Raw genomic sequence first — 1,860 nt, 5'->3', positions numbered from 1 at the left:
TGATATGATACCTCTAAAGTAGACAGGTTAAATAACCAAAATCTACTTTGGAGGTATTTTTATGGGTAGAAAACCCAAGTGTACAGTTGAAGAAAAAATTGCTGCTGTTGAGGATTACCTGAATGGAACACGTTCTGTCTCTGAAATTATGACAGATTTATCTATAAAAAGTACACGAACCATACGGGACTGGATATTGGCATATCAGAATGGCGGTATAGAAGCTCTTTGCCCTGTTACAGCCAACCACTCCTATTCCAAGGAATTTAAAATTGAAATGGTTCAAAAGTATATTGCCGGGGAAGGTTCGGTTACCGAATTATGCGCCAGATATGGCATCCCTGCACATGTTACACTACAAAACTGGATTTCGTTGTATAATGCCAATAGAGAACTTAGGGATTATGATCCTAAGAGGGAGGTCTATATGGCAGAAGCACGAAGAAAGACAACATTAACCGAACGTAAAGAGATTGTTGAATATTGTATTGCCCATAACCGGGATTATAAAGGAACAGCTTCTCTGTATGATGTTTCTTATGGACAGGTGTATTCATGGGTAAGAAAATATGACGCTGGTGAGGAAGAGGGTCTGTCCGATAAACGTGGACGTCACAAAACGGATGATGAAGTCGATGAGCTGGAACGGTTACGCCGGGAGAATATGCGGCTAAAACGCCAGCTTGAAGAAAAAGACATGGTAGTGGAACTGTTAAAAAAAGTGAAAGAATTCGAAGGGATGTGAGGCTTGGAAAACTACGGTTTGGGTCAAAATATCTGGCAATAAAATATTTTTATGAAGGAAAACAATGGAGCATCAACTGGATGTGCAAACAGCTAGGGATATCGCACGCTGCTTACTATAAATGGTTACACCGACCGATTCCAGAGCAGGAATCCGAAAATAGAAAACTGGCAGAACTGATAAAAGAGTATAATGAGCGGTTCGGGCATATCCTGGGATACAGACGGATGACAAGCTGGATCAACCATTTCAATCACACAAACTACAGCAAGAACAGAGTTCACAGAATCATGAAGAAGCTGGGAATCCACTCTGTTATTCGCAGAAAAAAGAAGGAATACCGTCCGTCCAAACCGGAAACGACAGCTGAAAATAAGCTGAAAAGGGATTTTAATGCCACAAAACCTAACGAGAAATGGGCTACTGATGTCACGGAATTCAAGATTCCTGAGACAGGAAAGAAGTTATACCTTAGCGCTATCTTTGATTTATATGACCGTTTTCCGGTTGCATACGTTGTAAGTAAAAGAAATGACAACAAGCTCGTATTTGACACTTATGATAAAGCGCTTATTGAAAATCCGGATGCAAAACCGATTTTTCATAGCGACAGAGGATATCAGTATACCAGCAAGGTGTTCCAGGCAAAGCTCCAGAATCAGGGTATGGAACAATCCATGTCCAGAGTGGGGCATTGCATAGATAACGGTCCTACGGAAGGGTTGTGGGGAATCATAAAATCGGAAATGTACTGTATGTACCAGATAACAGATGAACAGTCTCTTCGCTTAGCAATTGACAGATACATGAAGTTTTATGCCGAGGAAAGACCTCAGGATAGGTTTTGCTGTAAAACTCCGTCAGAAGTAAGGCAGGATGCATTATCGGCAAAGGAACCAATCCAATATCCCATTGCTGAAAATAAACGGATTATAGCATACAAATCAAAATGGTGTGCGTAACTTCAAACATGCTCACAGAGACGCATTGTAAAGTTGGCCGTGGAATAAATGTTTCATAAACATAAATACCCGCCACATCAAATCAGACATGGCGGATACATTTAGAAATTCATTTTGAATATTTTGCTTGTCTACTTGACAAGGGGCAGATCA

General features: G+C 40.6%; 2 protein-coding genes. Both read left to right on the top strand.

The genetic code is table 11. The annotated features are described in order from the left end of the window. Positions 1–61: 61 nt before the first annotated feature. The gene (locus tag H8Z82_RS16830; RefSeq protein WP_186995758.1) at positions 62–745 is read left to right on the top strand and encodes a helix-turn-helix domain-containing protein; all 684 of its coding nucleotides are present in this window, start codon (positions 62–64) and stop codon (positions 743–745) included. Further along, on the top strand, positions 742–1,707 hold the full coding sequence (locus H8Z82_RS16825) for an IS3 family transposase (RefSeq protein WP_026076839.1): 966 nt from the start codon (positions 742–744) through the stop codon (positions 1,705–1,707). The genes H8Z82_RS16830 and H8Z82_RS16825 overlap by 4 nt, the downstream gene beginning before the upstream one ends. Positions 1,708–1,860: the final 153 nt, after the last annotated feature.

Origin of the sequence: Blautia difficilis (genome assembly GCF_014297245.1) — a bacterium.
GTDB classification, from domain to species: domain Bacteria; phylum Bacillota; class Clostridia; order Lachnospirales; family Lachnospiraceae; genus Blautia_A; species Blautia_A difficilis.
The sequence above is the reverse complement of the archived record's forward strand: the minus strand, read 5'-3'. Positions and strand labels throughout refer to the sequence as shown.

Excerpts from the sequence above, each read along its gene's own strand:
- H8Z82_RS16830 (WP_186995758.1), top strand. The coding sequence starts at position 62 with ATGGGTAGAAAACCCAAGTGTACAGTTGAAGAAAAAATTGCTGCTGTT.